Origin of the sequence: Nostoc punctiforme PCC 73102 (assembly GCF_000020025.1) — a bacterium.
Taxonomy (GTDB): Bacteria; Cyanobacteriota; Cyanobacteriia; order Cyanobacteriales; family Nostocaceae; genus Nostoc; species Nostoc punctiforme.
Genome location: NC_010628.1, coordinates 4,179,307 through 4,197,873, shown reverse-complemented (window position 1 = coordinate 4,197,873; position 18,567 = coordinate 4,179,307). Strand labels below are relative to the sequence as shown.

The 18,567-nt window shown below is 43.0% G+C and carries 7 protein-coding genes; 1 reads left to right on the top strand and 6 read right to left on the bottom strand.

The features are described from left to right. Positions 1-40: 40 nt before the first annotated feature. From NPUN_RS17025 to NPUN_RS17005, 6 genes are all read right to left on the bottom strand, one after another. Positions 41-6,673 (bottom strand): type I polyketide synthase, encoded by a 6,633-nt coding sequence (locus tag NPUN_RS17025; RefSeq protein WP_012409763.1) that lies wholly within the window; start codon positions 6,671-6,673, stop codon positions 41-43. A 17-nt stretch (positions 6,674-6,690) separates the two neighbouring features. Next, a complete protein-coding gene (locus NPUN_RS17020) occupies positions 6,691-11,445 on the bottom strand; it encodes a type I polyketide synthase (RefSeq protein WP_012409762.1) in 4,755 nt (1,584 codons plus the stop codon). Between the two features lie 159 nt (positions 11,446-11,604). Further along, positions 11,605-12,975 (bottom strand): hypothetical protein, encoded by a 1,371-nt coding sequence (locus tag NPUN_RS17015; RefSeq protein ID WP_012409761.1) that lies wholly within the window; start codon positions 12,973-12,975, stop codon positions 11,605-11,607. Between the two features lie 158 nt (positions 12,976-13,133). Continuing rightward, positions 13,134-13,451 (bottom strand): acyl carrier protein, encoded by a 318-nt coding sequence (locus tag NPUN_RS17010; protein WP_012409760.1) that lies wholly within the window; start codon positions 13,449-13,451, stop codon positions 13,134-13,136. A gap of 557 nt (positions 13,452-14,008) precedes the next feature. Further along, positions 14,009-14,188 carry a hypothetical protein gene (locus tag NPUN_RS40855; RefSeq protein ID WP_148220334.1) on the bottom strand — a complete coding sequence of 60 codons (180 nt, stop codon included), beginning with the start codon at positions 14,186-14,188 and terminating at the stop codon, positions 14,009-14,011. Continuing rightward, positions 14,172-16,001: a fatty acyl-AMP ligase gene (locus NPUN_RS17005; RefSeq protein ID WP_012409759.1), complete on the bottom strand. Its 1,830-nt coding sequence runs from the start codon at positions 15,999-16,001 to the stop codon at positions 14,172-14,174. Before NPUN_RS17005 ends, NPUN_RS40855 begins: the two co-directional genes overlap by 17 nt. Positions 16,002-16,707: 706 nt before the next feature. Between NPUN_RS17005 and NPUN_RS17000 the strand changes: the two genes are divergently transcribed. Next, positions 16,708-17,445 (top strand): thioesterase II family protein, encoded by a 738-nt coding sequence (locus NPUN_RS17000; RefSeq protein WP_052304627.1) that lies wholly within the window; start codon positions 16,708-16,710, stop codon positions 17,443-17,445. Positions 17,446-18,567 lie beyond the last annotated feature (1,122 nt).

Below are 18,567 nucleotides of genomic sequence, written 5' to 3'. Positions count from 1 at the left end.
TTTTTGGTGATTGTGTGTGATTTTGTCGTGTAATATGCAGTTAATATTTCAAGTTGTCTAACTTGCTCAACAACAATGCTTCGGCTTCGCTATCCGATAATTCCTCCAGTTCTGACTCAGCTATCCCCTGTGCTGGTGGGGGAGAATTTTCTGTTGATGGTTCAGGCGGTCGATCTGTCCATAATTCCTGAATGAGATAACTTACTAGAGCATCCACTGTGGGATAATCAAAAATCAACGATGCTGGGACAGAACAGCCTAAACTACTTTGTAGACGGTTTCTTAATTCCACCGCCATCAACGAGTCCATACCCAATTGCAGAAAACCTTCTTTGGGATCAATTTCCTCTGTTGATGTTAAATTCAGCACTTTGGCAATTTGCGATCGCACATAATTCATTAATAAAATTGGGCGTTGTTTTGGCGCAGCTGCTTCTAGTTGTTGCCGGAGTTCGGCTACCTGCGGTGTAACTTTTGATATTGCGTTAGTAAATTCTGCTAAGAAGGGTAGTTCGACATCGCTGGGGAATTGGGCTGTAAATTTAGACCAGTCCACTGGTAACACCCCGACTTGAGCGAGATTTTGCTGAACCACTTTTGCTAATATCTGCAACCCTGGCTCTAAAGGAATCGGCTGTACACCTTGCGCCGCCCAACGAGCCTGTTCCCGACTACTTAAAGCAGCTGCCATACCTGCATCTGCCCAAGGTCCCCAGTTGATACTTGACCCTGGCAACCCTAATGCTTGACGATGATGCGCTAGTGCATCCATAAAGGCATTAGCTGCTGCATAGTTACCTTGTCCAGGGGAACCCAATAAAGCCGATACGGAGGAGAAACAAACAAAGAAATCTAGGTCTAGTTCCTTGGTTAAAGTATGCAAATTCCACGCACCTGCAACCTTCGGAGCCATAACCAGTTCAAAATTTTCCCAAGTCTGTCTAAGTAACATCCCATCTGCCAACAAGCCAGCCGCATGGATGATGCCACGCAAGGGAGGCATGGATGCGTTCAAGGTGGCTAACATCTGGCTCACGTCTTCTTGCTGAGACACATCTGCGGTGACAACTAACACCCGCGCTCCCGCTTGTTCTAACTGCTCAATTGCTGGTTGGTTCTCTGGGGATACGCCACGTCTTCCCATCAACACGAGGTTTTGTGCGCCTTGCTCAACCAACCATTGAGCTACTTGTAAACCCAACGCCCCCAAGCCGCCAGTAATCAGGTAGCTGCTATCAGCCTGAATCGTTGTTTCCTTGGGCATCTGACGTTGGGGGATGCTGACTACTACCTTACCAATGTGTTTGGATTGTGCCATATACCGGAAAGCATTGGCGACATCCTGAATTGAGAAGACACTTACTGGCAGGGGTTTGAGGGAACCCTGTTGAAATTCTGCCATTAGTTCCCCTAACATTTCCCCAATTAAACTGGGATTTTCTAGGGAGATATCTAACAAATCAAAGGGGATATAGCCGACATCCGGTCTGCTATCTTTGACTTGCTCGGCATCCCAGATACCAATTTTACCAATTTCAATAAACCGACCGCGATCGCTCAACACTTCCAGACTCTTAGGAATATACTCCCCATTCAGGCTATTGAGTACCACATCAATTCCTTGTCCAGAGGTGATTTCTCGGATTTGGTCAGCAAACTCTAAGCTGCGGGAGTTCATCACCTGTTTCACCCCTGTAGCTCGCAGATGCTCCCACTTCCTAGGGCTAGCTGTGGCTAGTACTTCTGCTCCCACCCGTTGGGCTAACTGCACAGCCGCTTGTCCTACACCCCCAGCGGCTGCATGAATTAATATTCGCTCTCCAGATTTGAGCTGGGCTTGCTGGTATAAACCGTAGTACGCAGTTAAGAATGCAGTGGGAATTGTCGCTGCTTCCTCAAAAGTCAGGTTTTCCGGTTTGCGGACTACAAATTCTGACCTGACAATCACAAAGCTAGCAAAGCTGCCTATGGTCTGAGCCGCAATCACGGCATCACCCACTTGTAGGTGCGAGACATTCTCGCCAACCGCCACGACTATACCAGAACATTCGCCACCAAAGGGTAGTTCTTTAGCATCCGTAATCCCCATTTGCTCAGTATATTCCCTAAGCATACCCAAAGCATTCAGGACATCGCGGAAGTTCAAACCCACAGCCCGGACAGCAATTTCTACTTCTCCTGGCCCTGGTTGACGGCGTTGCATCGCTGCCAAGGTCAAGTTCTCAAAAACTCCGTACTCAGAAATTTGCAGTTGGAAAGCCTGACTGTTGACATCTGCTTCCCTAGCAACGTCAGACCGTACCAACCTAGCGACGTAACGTAGTCCTTGGCGGTAAGCAATCTGGTCTTCTCGGCTTGGCACTAACAATTCCTGGGCAACGGATGGGATATGATCTTCTGGAGCATCAGGATTTATGTCCAGGCGGACGCAGTGCAATTCTGGGTGTTCTAAGGCAATCACCCGTCCCAATCCCCACAAGGTTGCTGACTGGACTTGTAGTGGAGTTAGTTGTCCTCCTACTGTTTGTGTACCTTTAGTGACTAAGTATAGACTGGGCAATGCTGGCAATTTGGCATTGTAAATTGCCTGTAGTAAAAACAACACACTGCCACAACTAGTAAGTTGTGGCTCGGTGGTGGCATCGCAACTCCATAAATGAACAATTCCCTGACAAGGGTTGTCTTGGATGAGGCGGCCAAAATCTTCAGGATGAGCCAGATTAATTTGATAGCGATCGGCTTGTAACTGCTGGTAAACTGCTCCCGCAGAAACCATGATGCAGCGATCGCCTGCTGCTGTCAACAACTGGGCTAGTTTCTGCCCCAAACCACCTTGGTCAGCAAATATCAGCCAGCTGCTAGGCTGTTTGTTACTAGATGCTGGCTCCAAGTTTTGTCTTTGCCAAGCAATTTGATACAACCAGTTGTCTGTAGTTTGTGGTGCTGGTAATACTTTTGCCAAGATGCGTTGAAAGGCTTTCTGGGTGATGCGACGAAAAGATAAGCCTGTGATTTTAGCGACTAGCTCACCAGCATCATTCACCAAAGACAAATCAGCTTGCAGATGCTGTTGCTTAACATCTTGAAATTCTATCTTTTCTACCCGACTCCACAGAGAATTACCCGCACGTTGGTAGACTTGCAATTGTTCCACGCCTACAGGTAAGTAGACATCTTGCTGCCCGTTATCGGGAAAGTTTGTACCTAATATTTGAAAGCAAGCATCTAATAATACTGGATGTAGCAAGTATTTACTAGCATCTGCTGTCAGGGGTAAGGGTAGGCGAACTGACCCCACGGCTTGGGTTTCTCCTTGCCAGAGGCGGGCGATCGCTTGAAATTGCTCGCCATAATCAAACCCGCGATCGTGTAAACTTTGGTAATATTCTTTGACAGATATCTCTGTAGAATCCTCACTCAGCAAACCAGCTAGATCCACTGCGGCAGAATGAGTTTCTGCATTGCCTAGCCCTACCTTGCCAGATGCATGGAGTGTCCAGTTATCGACATTACTCTCATCCTCTAAGTAGCTCAACACCTGCCAAGAATATACTCTGGTGTTTTCGGGAGTCAGCACCACTTGCAGAGTTTTCGGTTCGTCTCCAGAAAATACCAAAGCTTGCTGGATGGATACTGCTTCTAACTGCACGCGATCTGTTTTGAAGACAATTGCCCCTGCGGACAAAGCCATTTCTATGTAAGCAGTGGCAGGTAAGATAGTCGCATCATAGATGCAATGGTCTTGGAGAAAAGTCGGTGACGCAGCACTAATTTGAGACTCAAAATGAATTGATTGGCTAGTTGCGAGGGGCAAACGTTGTCCCAACAGAGGATGGATAATTTTTCTACCTTTGCCATTTCTGGATATCAGCGCAGGTTGATCTCGCTGCCCATCAACCGTCTCTATCCAAAAACGCTGACGTTGGAAAGGATAAGTAGGCAAATGCAAACGGACACGGGAATAATCAGCATCAAACAACAGCCAATCCACAGCCACACCATGACAATGTAACTGTGCCAAGGATAATAACATCACCTGCCAATCATCTTGTCTTGATCGCAAAGAAGGCAACCACAATCCCTCAACTGTGGGGTTGCACTGACGACCCATACCCAACAATATCGGTTTGGGACCAATTTCTACACATATTGCCACTTTCTGCTGTTGTAGTGTCACCATACTTGCGGCAAATTCTACAGGATTAAGAATATGACGACACCAATATTCGGCTGTGGCGATTTCTGTTGTGGCTAGTTCTCCTGTGACATTAGAAATCAGCTTGAGCTGCGGTGGGGAAAACTTAATTTGGCTGGCGACTTGCAGAAAATCTGCCAACATCGGCTGCATCAAGGGAGAGTGGAAGGCGTGGGATACTTGCAGTGGTTTGGTTTTGATCCCTGCGGTTTCTAGTTGGCTGGTGATGGCACTGATGGCTGATTTCTCTCCAGAGATTACCAGACTCTGGGGAGCGTTGACGGCGGCAATGGCGACTTTCTCTTTGTATGCTGCTAGCAGTGGCTGTAGTTGCTCTGCTGTGGTCATCACTGCTACCATTGCCCCGTTTTCTGGTAGGGCTTGCATTAATTGACCACGGGCGGCAATCAATTTCAACCCGTCTTGGAGGCTAAATACCCCAGCCACGCAGGCGGCGACGTATTCTCCGACGCTATGCCCCATGACTACATCTGGTTTGATCCCCCAGGATTGCCAAAGTTGGTAGAGAGCGTATTCTAGGGCAAATAGAGCAACTTGGGTATAGGCGGTGTTGTCTATGGGGCTGTTTGTGTCTGGTTGCGGATATAAAACTTCTAGTAATGGTTTGTCTAAATATGGTTGCAGAATTTGGTCACATTGGTCGATGATTTGCCGGAATTTGGCTTGGGTTTGGTACAGTTTTTGTCCCATCCCGGCGTACTGTGACCCTTGACCTGTAAATAGGAAGGCGATTTTTTTACTAGTTGACTCTGCCTCGCCCAAAACTACTCCCGGAAGATCCTGACCCAATGCCCAGGTAGTTAACTGCGCCAATGCTGACATTGTAGAGTCAGCCAAGATGCTCAGACGATATTTCCAATGCGATCGCCCAGTATTAGCAGTAAAGCAAATATCTGCTAAAGATTTTTCGGGATTGGACTGTAAATAATTAATATAACGTTGCACCAATTCCCGCAAAGCCTTCTCAGTTTTTGCTGAGAGATTCAGCAAATGTTGAGGGCGCTCAATAAATTTGGCATTTTGCGGTTTGGATAGAGAATTATTAGTTGGTGCTTCTGCTAAAATTACGTGAGCATTAGTACCACTCGCGCCAAAGGAACTGACTCCAGCAAGGCGTTGTTTATTTCCCACTGGCCAGGGTGTAGCTTGCGTGGTTACTGATACAGGTAATTCGTCCCAGTTAATGTGGGTGTTAAGTTGCTTTAAATGCAAATGGGGCGGAATTTGCTGATGTTGTAGGGAGAGTATGACTTTAATCATCCCGGCAATACCTGCGGCTGATTCTAAATGCCCAATATTTGTTTTCACCGCCCCAATTTTCAGAGGATTTTCTGCTGTGCGTCCAGCACCTAAAACAGCAGCTAAAGCTCTGACTTCAATGGGATCGCCGAGGGAAGTACCAGTGCCGTGAGCTTCTACATAATCTACCTCTTCTGGTTTGACATTAGCCCTGGTTAAAGTCTGGCGAATCAAGTTTTCTTGGGCGTTGCGGTTAGGTACAGTAAACCCACTACTAGCACCATCTTGATTGACTGCGGAACCACGAATCAAGGCTAAGATGCGATCGCCATCAGCCACCGCATCTGAGAGGCGTTTGAGTACCAAAACGCCACAACCCTCTCCCCTGGTAATACCATCAGCTTCGCTGTCAAAGGTTTTGCACCGTCCATCAGCAGACAAGACTTTGGCTTTTGACAAGCCGATATTATTTTCTGGAGATAAAATTAAGTTGACGCCACCAGCTAAAGCGCGATCGCACTCTTGGTTCCGTAAGCTTTGACAAGCTAGATGCACGGCTACTAAGGAGGATGAGCAAGCTGTATCTACAGCCATACAAGGGCCATGCAATCCCAGAGTATAAGACAAGCGACCCGCTACGGCATTCAAGGGATTACCAGTGAGATAATAGGGATCGATTTGGCTCAAGTCACCACCGGGAGTAATGAGTCTGGCGTAGTCGTTGGTCGTAATGCCAATAAACACGCCTGTTTGCCCATTTACTTGTTCTTGAGGAATTATCCCAGCATTTTCTAAGGCTTCCCAAGTTACCTCTAACAATAAGCGTTGCTGCGGGTCTAACTTGATGGCTTCTCGTGGGGAAATACCAAAAAATTGAGCGTCGAATTGGTCTACCTGCTGCAAAAATCCCCCGTAGCGGGAATACATTTTTCCTGGCGTATCTGGATTGGGGTGATAGTAATCTTCTAGATGCCACCTTTGGCTAGGAATTTCTGTAATTGCATCCACACCATCGATCAGCAGTTGCCAGAATTCTTCTGGATTTGTGACACCACCAGGAAAACGACAGCTCAAACCCACAATAGCGATCGCTTCCGTTTTAGCACGCTCGACATCTTTTAATTTTTTGACAGCCTCATCTAAAGCTAAAAGGATGCGTTGTGATGAATTCAGTTGCTCTAATTTATCTTTATCTACTTTTTTTGATATATTATTCATTTTATATATACTGCCCTTTACCCAATTAAGCTTTCTAGTTCTGCCAATTTATCAGCAATTGACGCTTCCACCTCCTCCTGAGATAGTTGTGTAATTTTTAATAAATCTGTATTCGGCTCGGTTGCTACTTCCTGTGGTTCGTCTTGCCAATGTAAGACTTCCTTACCCAGATATGTTGCTAAGTCTTGAATGTTGGGTACTTCAAACAGCAGAGTTCCAGGTAAAGAACAGTTGAGATTGGTTTCTAGGCGGTTTTTTAAATCTACGGCCATTAAAGAATCTATACCCATCTCAAAGAAACCCCGGTGTGTATCTGCTAGTTGAGCCGCTCCTAACACTTTAGAGATTTCTGCTTGCAGGTAAGCAATTAAAATCGGTTGGCGTTCAGTTGCTGTTGCTGCTGTTAAATTTTGTAATATTTCTGACTTTTCATCTAGAGCTTTTTCTGTGTTTTCCTGTATGTGTGTTTCTAACTTCTCCAATAGCAGGCGTTGCCCTCTGGCTTCATAAATACCTTTAAACACAGTCCAATCAATATTAGCGATCGTCACTTGGGCGGCATCTCCTCTCAAAGTCAACCCCAAAGCAGCCAGTGCTAGCTGTGGTGGCAAAGCCTCGACTCCCATCCGGGCTAAAAACTGTTGGGCTTCTCCTACAGCCATGCCTACTTCTGCCCAAGGTCCCCAATTGATACTTAATCCAGGTAATCCTCTGCTGCGTCGGTAATTTGCTAAGGTATCGAGGAAATGGTTGGCGGCTGCGTAATGGGCTTGTCCTTTTGATCCCCACACAGAGGCGATGGAGGAAAAACTGACAAACAAGTCTAATTGCATATCCTGGGTGAGTTCGTGCAGAATCCATCCTCCCAGTACTTTTGGACGCAGAATAGATTCCCAGGTAGTCAAATCCATTGCGGTGATGGTATCATAGCCAACTGCACCCGCTGCATGGATCGCACCTTTCAGGGGTGGCATTGATGCTGCCACTGTTTCTAGCACCTGCAACATATCTGCTCTATTGCATACATCTGCTTGTGCTACCAAAATCTCGATCCCAGATGCCTGCATCCTGGTAATAGTTGCCTGTGCCTCTGGTGAAGCATCGCTGCGTCCTAGCAACACTAAGGATTTTACGCCTTGGGTAACAAGCCACTGGGCTAGTTGGAGTCCCAATGCACCAAGCCCACCAGTAATTAGATAAGTGCCATTGCTGTTGAAATCCTTCTTTGATGATGCTGTTGGCTGCATCGGTACTAACCGTGCTACATAACGCTGTCCAGAACGAAAAGCTAAATGGTCTTCTTTTTGAGCATCGCTAATTTCTGTCAATAGTGTGAAAGCTTCATCGGCTGTGGGTTGGGGGTCTAAATCTACCATCCCTCCCCATAACTCTGGGTGTTCCAGTGCTACTACTTTACCTAGCCCCCACACAGGTGATTGCTGTACGGCTGGCAGTGAGGAATTGACAGAGATTGCCCCCCGCGTCACTAACCAGAAAGTGGGATTTATGGGTTGTGGATTTTCCGCGATCGCCTGGAGCAGATGTAATACACTGATACATCCCCAGGTTTGCGCTTGTACTAACTCAACAAGGGACAAATCTTTTGTTTGGGTTGTTTCTAAACTCCACAGATGTATGACTCCACACCAAGCTAATTCACCAGATGGCAGAGCTTCTCGCAATAAACGCTGAAAATCTTCCCGTCTAGCTGGGTTCATCGACCAAGTGGCAGTTCCTTGCTGCTGATAGTCATCACCAAGGTAGACAAGGACACAACTATGACCTTGGTTTTGCAGTAATTGGGCTATGGCTTGTCCCAAACCAGTGCGATCGCCTAATATTAGCCAACTACCAACTTTTTTAGGCGCTCCATTTTTTTGTGTCTCTGGCTGGCGGCGGGGTTGGGGTTGCCATTCGATCTGATAAAACCAATCGAGAATGGCTGGGGAATTGATTTCCATCTGGTGTTGCTTCACCAGCACTTCCAGCAGTTTTGGCAAATATGTCTGCTCATCTGCTGATAGTTGACTGGCTAACTGCTGGGTTAATTGTTCTATATTTCCTTGATGTAGTAGCTTTACAATCGAGCTGTGAACTAAGCGATCGGTTTTTTGGTCAGTTTTACTCTCTATCCAAAAACGCTGACGTTGGAAAGGATAAGTAGGCAAATACAAACGCACACGGGAATAATCAGCATCAAACAAGAGCCAATCCACAGCCACACCATGACAATGCAACTGTGCCAAGGATAATAACATCACCTGCCAATCATCTTGTCCCGAGCGCAGACTGGGCAACCACAATCCCTCAACTGTGGGGTTGCACTGACGACCCATACCCAACAATATCGGTTTGGGACCGATTTCTACACATATTGCCACTTTCTGCTGTTGTAGTGTCGCCATACTTGCGGCAAATTCTACAGGATTAAGAATATGACGACACCAATATTCGGCTGTGGCGATTTCTATTGTGGCTAGTTGTCCAGTGACATTAGAAATCAGCTTCATCTGCGGTGGAGCAAACTTAATTTCATTGGCGACTTGCAGAAAATCTGCCAACATCGGCTGCATCAAGGGGGAGTGGAAGGCGTGGGATACTTGTAGTTGTTTGGTTTTGATCCCTGCGGTTTCTAGTTGGCTGGTGATGGCACTGATGGCTGATTTCTCTCCAGAGATTACCAGACTCTGGGGTCCGTTGACGGCGGCGATGGCGACTTTTTCTTTGTATGCTGCTAGCAGTGGCTGTAGTTGCTCTGCTGTGGCCATGACTGCTACCATCGCCCCGTTTTCCGGTAGGGCTTGCATTAATCTCCCACGGGCGGCAATCAATTTCAACCCGTCTTCGAGGCTAAATACCCCAGCGACGCAGGCGGCGACGTATTCTCCGACGCTATGCCCCATGACTACATCTGGTTTAATCCCCCAGGATTGCCACAGTTGGTAGAGGGCGTATTCTAGGGCAAATAGAGCAACTTGGGTATAGGCGGTGTTGTCGATGGGGCTGTTTGTCTCTGGTTGAGGATATAAAACTTCTAGTAATGGTTTGTCTAGATATGGTTGCAGAATTTGGTCGCATTGCTCGATGATTTGCCGGAATTTAGCTTGAGTTTGGTACAGTTTTTGCCCCATCCCGGTGTACTGTGACCCTTGTCCTGTAAATAAAAAGGCGATTTTGCGGCGCTTGTTGCCTTGTACCTGACCTGTGACTATTGTAGTTGTTTCTGTTCTAGCAGTGAAAAGTTGTAGTTGCTGCCTTAACTCAGAAGTAGAATCTGCTACAACTGCCAAACGGTGTTCAAAATGCGATCGCTTTCTATTAGCTGTGTAGCAAATATCTGCCAAAGCTAATTCTGGATTTTCATCCAAAAAGTTCGCATAACGTTGTGCTAATTCAGACAAAGCCGGAGGAGTTTTTGCAGAGATAGTGAGTAAATGTAGAGGACGTTCCAGGATATCTATTCTCTGGCTCTGATTTCCTCGTTGCTGTCCTCTGCCTTCTTCTAAAATGACATGGGCATTAGTACCGCCAAAACCAAAGGAACTGATACCTGCAAAGCGAGGCTCAGTATTTACCTGCCAAGGTTGCAGTTCGCAAGGAATAGCAAAGGGAATGTCGTCAAAGGAAATTAAGGGGTTTAGCTCTTGAAGATTTAAATGAGGCGGAATTTGTTGATGCTTCAGCGCCAAAACTACTTTCAGTAACCCAGCCATTCCCGCGGCAGCTTCCAAATGGCCAATATTGGTTTTCACTGAACCAATCCAGCATGGTTGCTCAGAACTGCGGCCTTGCATGAGAACGGTTTTTAAAGCCCTGATTTCAATGGGATCTCCCAGTGATGTGCCAGTGCCATGAGCCTCAATATAGCTAATTTGGGCAGGTTCAACACTAGCATTTTGCAGCGCTTGGCGAATTACAGCTTGTTGAGCAACGCTGTTAGGTGCTGTCATCCCATTGCTCAGTCCATCTTGGTTAACTGCTGAACCTCTGATAATTGCCTGAATATTATCTCCATCCCTCATCGCATCCGCCAGACGCTTGAGCAATATAACCCCACATCCTTCACCACGGACGTAACCATCTGCTTTAGCATCAAAGGTTTTGCAACGCCCATCTTCTGCCATCATGTGAGCATTAGAGTAGGTAATAGTCTGTTGCGGAGACAACATCAAGCTCACCGCTCCGACTACGAATAAATCGGTTTCTTGATTTCGCAAACTTTGACAGGCTAAGTGCAGCGCAACTAGGGAGGACGAGCAAGCCGTTTCAATAGTAAAACTCGGACCTTTAAGGTTCAATAGGTAAGATAGGCGAGTAGCAGCAATACTAATAGTATTGCCAGTACCATCATAGGCACTGATTCGGTCTAAGTCTTTGGATGACAAGATGCCGTAGTCATAGTTACCGATGCCAACGACAACCCCCGTTTGGGTGCCAGATATCTCAGCAGGTACAATCGCGGCATTTTCCAAGGCTTCCCAAGCAACTTCTAAAACCAGGCGTTGTTGGGGGTCCATTGCCTTGGCTTCCCGAGGAGAAATACCAAACAAATCTGGATCAAACCGATCTACTTGTTCAATAAATCCACCGTAACGAGTATTCATTTTTCCTGGTGTCCCAGGCTGGGGATGGTAAAATTTTTCAATGTCCCATCGTTCCACAGGCACTTCTGATATCGCATCAATCCCATTGCGTAAAAGATGCCAAAAAGCGTCTGGGTTGTTAGCACCAGGAAAACGACAGCCAATGCCAATAATTGCTACGGGTTCCACGACAAAGACCTCAAATCCTTAGTATTGCTACTGACATATCAAACAATTGATGTTGATACTCACCATCTTTTTCACTTAAGTATCGCTGATTTACTCATGATGTCGCTATTTCCTTAACAAATGCGTTGGAACAATCATCACTTTTCAGCCACACCTAGATTAAACAACAGCACCAGCAAACTTGACAAATGCGGATTTGTTTCGTTGGATAGCTTGTTCAATTGAGCCACCAGCAGCCATTAAGCGCATTTCACGGTTTACAGGCCACAGATAATCAAGGCGACCAAAGAATTTCTGCATATCAGATAACAGACTTTGCTGATACTTCAGATTCAAATGGAATCCTTCATGCTCTTGACACAAGCATTTCTCTAGCCAGTAGATAGCATCACTACTAGACATTCCAAACAACGGAGAAGTCAGTAATCGATAATAAGAGGTCATAAAAGAGGTATCATCTCGGAAGGTGACAGGCAACCCTCCTGACAATCCGTTTAACAAACCACTTTGCAAGCGGTAAATAATAATATTAGACAGCAGTTTTTCATAGGCTGTGGGTTTAGGGAAATCTTTATAAACCTCTTGAGAAATCACATGAGACATTGTTGTATGAAAAGCTTCATCCAACAAATGATAATAGGAGACTTGCAAAGGCGCAGGAATGAAATCGTTTTTTCTTTCGAGTTCTTTAAACTGTCTGAAGAAGCGATGTTCATAAGCCTTGAGGGACATATTAGCAATCATACGAGCTGAGTAATACTGGGCTGCCATGAAAGGTGAACTACCCCAGTTCAAAGTCAAGAATTTAAAAGCAGATAGAGAAGCTGTCACTCCTGCTAACCCATCAGTTGTAGTGGGGATACTCTCAACACCGCGTTCTTCTAAGAACCGGGAATAATAATCTGCATTCTGGCGATGCATCAGCTTAGTAATCGCTCTAAATGTAGATTCTTGAAAAGATGACCATGATTCCTTGTTTTGCGGCAGCTTTAACTTACCTAACAGACTAGTGTTGGGTTTAGCTAACTTTTTGTGAAGACTATTACCTAAGGATTGTTTACCAAGCAAAGCTACCTTAGTTTTATACCCAATTCTTTGAAACGTACCAATGTGAAATCGTTCTTGATGGGTTTCCAAATCTAGCTCTTGACAAAGGGTTTGATAGCCACCAAGCTTTGTAAATACACCTGATGTCACTTGGTTGTAAAGCATGGTATTGGATTCGGCAGCTGCTGTGTGTTGATACTGTCCAACCCAATATAAATGATTCAGAGCTAGTTTTTGAGAAGTTGAAGCCTCTTCATAAAGAGGCGTGCCATATAAAGTTGAAAGTTCACGCTCACCCCAGTAAGAACTGCTGTTACTGCTATAATCAAAGTTTTTGCCTAAGGCTTCTATTTTTTCAGTGTAATCAGACTCAGTGTTGTTGCTGTATGTTTTGTCAATTAATTGAAAATGCTTTTTTCGCTTTGTTTCCGATGTATCCAATAATAGTTCTTTATTGGCTACTGTTTTGGATGTCGTTTGCACTATTTATCTCCTCAATGATGAATGCAAAAAGATAGAAATAAGATGAGTTTTTAACAATGACATCAAAAATTGGCTTTTCTGTTTAAACTTAAATAAGCCAGCTTTTGATCCCTGACAAACTAGAAAAACTCAACTGCTACAATCTTGAGTTTTAGTTTCTAATGCAATTCAGAACTCAAATACTGCACAAGACTTTCAATAGTAGGGTAGTCATAGAGCAGTGTAGGGTCTAAGTCCAATCCTAGCCAATCTGCTAAATCACCGGTTAAACCAACTGCTACAGAAGAATCTAATCCATACGTACTAAAGGGTACAGTGATATCAATTTCTTCTGTTTCTAGTTCTAGCAAATTAGCTATATATAACAGAATCCAATCTTGAACTTCTTCAAGAGATGGAAATTTCTCTAATTCATGACCTTCGGTATCTTTCTCGATTTGAGAAACTTGCATTACATCAAGATTGTGAGTTTTCATTGTTGTTATTTAACTAGATGATTTAGAAAACTTTTAAGTTCACTGGGAAAAAATGACTAAAATAAAATTCTCTAGAAGGGATAAGAAAGATAGGCGATATATTCGTCATGTTATTACATTGACTATGCGATATATCTTCTGTAATTCCTTTAATAATACTATTACAGAAATGTTTTTTTTGAAATAGGTGTAAGAATATTTTATCAATTACATGAAATTATATTTTTTAATAAATGTATTGACGTGAGTATAGTTATTGACCACACAGCATCAAGACCAGAGGTTGGGTAGTAATTGCGCTTGAGTAAATGCTTTAAAAGTTAAGCCATCTGTTGCTCAGACAATGGCACAATTGAAGTTACAACACTCCGTAATGCAATTGCACCATTTAGGCTGCAATACAGTTCAGTTAAGGCTAAAACTCTTTGTCAAAGTCAACTTTTTTAACGAACCGCTTTCGCGAAGCGTCTTGCAGAGAAGAATGCAAAGAACGCGAAGAGAAGAAAGAAATTCTTAACTGAACTGTATTGATTTAGGCTGACATTTTGACCTTGTTGTTAAGGGCGAGTCCCATAAGCTCTTTGTTCTGATAGCGCCCATCCGAATTGGCGAGCCATTCCTAAGTTCAGTCCCACTTCATCTACGAAGAGTAAATCCTCCACAGATAACATAATAATTTCTTGTTGATATTCGCTACGTAAGCTTTTATCACTCTCAGTTCTACCCTTGTGTCTCAATTTGCAATTTATGCAAAATAGTTTCAATTTCTGCCTGTAAATTGATATATTTTTTAGTACTTTCTGGACTTTCACTCCAGTCTTGGACAACATCCAAGCTGCCTGACAAAAATGCGGTTCGACAGACGTAACGGCGAATTTTACCACTAGAAGTTTTTGGAATACTTCCAGTCTTCACCAATACCACAGCAAATACATCTAACCCATGTTCTGTTACTACTGTTTGTCTAATCTTATTGACGACTTCTTGAATGTTTAATTTCTTTAAGTAAGTTCTTTCAACTTCAGCAACAACAACCAATCTTTCAGAACCTTTGGATTCTACCGCGAAGGCAGCTAAACAACCTACTCTCAAAGCAGGATGACTCTTCTCTACAGTGAGTTCAATATCTTGAGGATAATGGTTTTGCCCACGAATAATGATGATATCTTTAATCCGACCTGTGACAAACAGTTCATCATCTTGTAAAAATCCCAAATCTCCTGTACGCAAAAATGGACCTTCTCCCATATCTGCATAAGCATAGAAGTTTTTCTCTGTGAGTTCAGCTTGATTCCAGTAGCCTTGAGTCACACTTGAACCTGATATCCAGATTTCGCCAATTTGTTTCTCCGAACAAACACTTAAAGACTCGGGATTGACAATAACAATGCTCATATCTTGACAGCTTTGCCCACACCCGACCAAGGTTCTAGCATCAATCTGTTCATCTATAACGTTGACTACTCGATTTTGTTCTAGTGCTGCAGGATCAACTTTACAAAGGATTGGTAATTCTGTTTTTTCTCCTCCAGAAACAATCAGAGTTGTTTCCGCCATACCATAGCATGGATAGAATGCTTTTTGATTAAAACCGCAGGGTGCAAAAGTTTTGGTGAATTGCTCCAACGTTTGAGCACGAATGGGTTCGGCACCCGTAAAAGCAAGATCCCAACTACTTAAGTCTAGACTTTCTAAATGTTCAGGTGTGGCCTTACGCAGGCATAGCTCATATGCAAAGTTCGGACCACCACTAGTAGTAGCTTTGTAGCGAGAAATTGCTTGTAACCAACGTATGGGTTTTTGCAAAAAGTCTACTGGTGACATCAATACCACGGGAAACCCAGCGTAAAGAGGTTGTAAAATACCACCAATCAATCCCATATCATGGTAAGGAGGTAACCAAATCAAACCTTTGCTGTTGGATGAATGACCAAAACATTGGGCGATCGCGCGAGAATTATGTAAAAGGTTGCCATGACTGACCATTACACCTTTGGGATTCCCAGTAGAACCAGAAGTGTATTGTAAGAAAGCTAAGGAATTCTCTTCAAGTTTTAGTTGCTGCCATGATTGTGTGAGTTCATTAGTTAACACATCGGTTGTTAACCATTGCAACTGTCCTAGTTCTAACTCCTGTTCAGCAAAAAGCTCACGGTTATTCAGTAATGTGGTTGTAGTGAGTACTATTTGAGCTTGGGCATCAGCTGTAATTGCCTGTAGTCTACTCAGATTTTGATTTTTTCTTGGTGGATAGGCGGGAACGGCTACTACTCCAGCATATAAACATCCAAAGAAGGCAGCAATAAAATCTAATCCAGGTTGATAAAAGAGTAGCGCCCGTTCTCCAACAAGATTAAGAGCTTGCAGAGAACCAGCGATCGCTCTAGACCGCAGATGAAGTTCTTGATAAGTCAAACTATCTGCTTCTTGTTCTCCATTTTTTAAAAATGTATAAGCTTTTTGTTCTGGCTGGTGCTTTGCTCGATAAATGAGTACATCAACTAACGTTGAGACGCTATATTCACTATCTCTTAAATAACTCAGAGTCATTTTATAGACACCTTATTTTAAATAACTACGCTCTCTCTAAACATGGTTTTTGTAAAATCAGAATGTAGCGCCAATCACAAATCTTTGGGTGATGGAAGATTATTCAGTAGATTGGCTCGAACATTTATTGCTGAGACAGGCTATAAGCTCTATGAGAAGGGAGTTACAAGCTAATTTTAGCTAGATAGTTTTGTTTCTCCAAGCCGTGTTACTTAAATAAATTTAATTGATTAAGTAACAATGTTGATTTTACATATATTCTTTCTTGAATTTGTAAAAAAAGATATATAACACTTATACAAATATATACGCATATTTTTAAATTTAAATCAATGTGCTAAAAGAGTACTTTACATAATCTTTATATATTCCTCACTGAATTTACTTATAACGTCACTCATTCTCATTCAGAAAAGGTTAAGAGTAAGTAAATTTTATCAATACGTATTTGAGTAGAAATAAACCTGTATAATAATCGAGTTGGAGAGCCAGCTTCAACACAATTATCATTATCAATGATTCTCTAAAGAATATTTGCATTGAGAAAAAATGGTCTTTAACTCAGTCCAGACAAATGTTTGAACATTTGTGACCAACCATGAGCCTCAGCCCCCTCCTTCTCTGCGAGACGCTACGCGAATGGGGAAGTCAAAAGTCACGCATTCAAAAGTCAAAATTTAAAGACTACAATTCACTTCTGTTTGTGATGAGAAATCCTTGGATCGTATATCCTAAACCCAATCCTCAAGCCCATTTACGCCTATTTTGCTTTCCTTTTGCTGGTGCAGGTGCTTCTTTTTTTAAACCTTGGGCGGATCGATTACTTCCACAAATAGAAGTCTGTGCAGTACAACTCCCTGGACGAGAAAACAGAATTAAAGAGCCTCTGTTCAGCCAGCTTACACCTCTACTTCAGCAGATGATACCCGCCCTTCTACCCGAATTTGACCGTCCCTTTGCCTTTTTTGGTCACAGTTTGGGAGCTTTGATTTGCTTTGAGTCTGCACGGCAGTTGCGTCAATTAAAACATCGCCAACCATTTCATCTGCTGATCTCTGCACGTCAAGCCCCTAATTCTCCTGACTTACACCCACCAATTCACCAATTACCCGAAGCCGAGTTTTTTCAACAAGTATGTCGTTTCAACGGTACTCCAAGCGTTGTCTTGCAAAACCCTCGATTAATGAAATTATTTGTACGTATCTTGCGAGCAGACCTAGCAATAGCTGAAACTTATTCATACATAGAAGAAGCTCCACTTGATTGTCCTATTTCTGCCTTTAGTGGTCTACAAGACGAGGTGGTTCTTACTGCTTCCCTTGGCGCTTGGTGCGAACAAACTTTTAGCAAATTTCAACTCCATACATTTCCTGGCAACCATTTCTTTCTCAAAAGCAAGCAGCAAGAAATATTGCAAGTTATTTCTCAAACCTTACTTGAGTAGATTAATGCTGTGGCAGTTCGCAATCATATAAGGAAGGTACGTCCTAGCTTCTAACCTCTATCTCCATTTGTTAATTCATCTATTAAGAATTATTTCTTTTTTTAATTTAAAGGTTCATTTTTTTATCCATTTAAATAAAAAATATTAAGGATTGCTTAAGACTTTAGATAAACTTTAATTAAATTACAATTTCTGGAAAAGAACATATAAATTTTTTGTAAAGACAACCTCATAATTATTGATTTTCAATGAAATCCGTGATTCTATTGAGTATAAGTTTAGTATAAAGGGAAATCAACAGTAGTCTTTTTCCGTAGAATTACAAAGAATTTTAGATTGAAGAAGAATTCAGAATTGGTAAATTCAGAATCACTCTTCGTACGAGATTAAGACCCGCTACTAAGAGTAAAGTAACTGCCCTGGGATTGCCGCAACCTGTCACTAGTAGAGCAAACACTGATTGAAGACCACCAAATTTAAACAAAGGTGGAAGTGCAAAAACACCGATTATTCAGACGCTCTTTACGAGACGCTATGCGTAGCTTGCTTCTTTGGAGGAGTATGCAGACTCGCTATCCGCCAGTCGTACATAATACCTAACTAAATTCTGACTCCTGACTCCTGAATTCTGATGTTGATAAAATTTGTTAAAAATATTTAAATTAGCAGATTTTATTGTATGCTCTTTGTAATTAATTTAAAGAACTGCATAATTCCACTAGTACAGCTTGACAAAAGTTGCTAACTACTCGTGATATTAGTTGTGGGTAAATTTTTGTCATGGTTAGTTATTTCTCACAGACTGTACTAACGTTGAGAGTTATCGGGAAATTGTACTATTTGTTCCTCAAGAACCTAAGTTCGGGATAAGCTGAAACCTTGATTATCTTGTTAGTTTTGATAGTGTGAAACCCTTATTATCTCCTCTAATCGTTCGAAATAGAGTCCTTAACCCGAACTAACGTTAAATAACAAATATCTACAGTTTGTAGATGAGTGCATTTTTAATGCATAAAAGATTTGTGTTCTGTGTCTGCATATTGTGGCATTCCAGTTTTTCACCATCTTTTAAACACTTTTGGACTGATTAACTAATAAAAACAATTGGTTAATTACCTCGCC